The sequence below is a fragment of the Pseudomonas sp. RGM 3321 genome, assembly GCF_022836805.1.
GTDB lineage: Bacteria > Pseudomonadota > Gammaproteobacteria > Pseudomonadales > Pseudomonadaceae > Aquipseudomonas.
This window is the reverse complement of sequence record NZ_JALHBH010000058.1, coordinates 1-1,166: the sequence shown is the minus strand read 5'-3', so window position 1 is coordinate 1,166 and position 1,166 is coordinate 1. Positions and strand designations below refer to the sequence as shown.

Annotated in this window: 1 pseudogene; it reads right to left on the bottom strand. The window is 54.1% G+C overall.

Annotation, left to right across the window (positions count from 1 at the left end):
- Positions 1 to 112: 112 nt before the first annotated feature.
- Positions 113 to 1,166, bottom strand: a pseudogene (locus RGM3321_RS00235) (filamentous hemagglutinin); the annotation flags it as partial.

Below are 1,166 nucleotides of genomic sequence, written 5' to 3'. Positions count from 1 at the left end.
TTTACGGGTTTGCTTGCGTTTGCCAGCGTACTCGGCGTCGGCGAAGGTCATCTGCTTCATCAGGCGTCTCGGCGGTGGAGATCAGGTATTCTGCCAAACTTAGAGGTCTTCTTCAGAGTTTCCCTAAGTTACGTATAATCACATCCCCAGCGCCAGCTTTAGCTGCTTCTAGCGCCATTTCATCTTGGAGGCTTTTAGGTTCTCGGCTCCACTTATCTACTATTTCCTGATTCATCACCCCCGGCGCAGGAAGCTCAACCACAGGCCTCGAATAATCAACAGGCGTCTGATCAGCAATCTGACTGCCACCCGTCGAACCCACACCAGCAGGCGTCGCTCCAGCAGCATACCCGCCGCTGGACGGATTCGCACCCTGGGCCTGAACGATAGGATTCACCAGCCTGATGTTTTCGCCGTCCAGCAGATGTACCGGGAATGTCGTACTGAACAGAAATTTCCATATCTCTATGGAGGTGCTGACCTGCTGTTCGGCTGACTGGCCTGATTGAGCTACAGAGAGTGCGACGGCATTGGCTGCCGCTCTCAGTCTATCCTGACCTTCCGGCGTCGCTGCTGTGGTAGACAACGCAGCACTCAGGGCCACAATTGCGCCAGCACCCAGCGCCACTACTGGAACAAAACTCGATGCACCACCATTTGGTTTATTCAGCGTGGTCAACAAAACCATCGCCTGCATCGCTTGATCCGGGTGCTCCTCACCCAGTTCGGCAATACGTGCGACGAGCGCTTCCGCATTGGAGCCCAGATTTTTGTCAGCAACCCGGTTTAGAACTGTCCTGATGCCCGCCGACTTTTTGTCTTCATCCAGGCTGTTGAGTTGTTGCATCAGTTCGGTACGAGCGACTTGGCGTTGTGCTAGTTCTGTCGCGTTACCTGTAACAGCCCCTAACGGCAGTAACGCGGTGACCACAAGCATGTCGACCAGTTTGTCTATTGTGTTTCGACTGTTTTCTCCATAAAGCGCGGCGTTTTTTTGCCATTGATCAAGTGTCTCTTTCGGGCTGGCAACCGCATCCAACGAACTCTTCGTCACATACACATCAGTCCGGTGCTCGTCATCACGCGTGATCTCGTAAGCCTTGTCGACATCACGATTCAAGCCCGCTGTTGAGTCCTTGCCCGCCGTGTCACTGCGCACCACCACA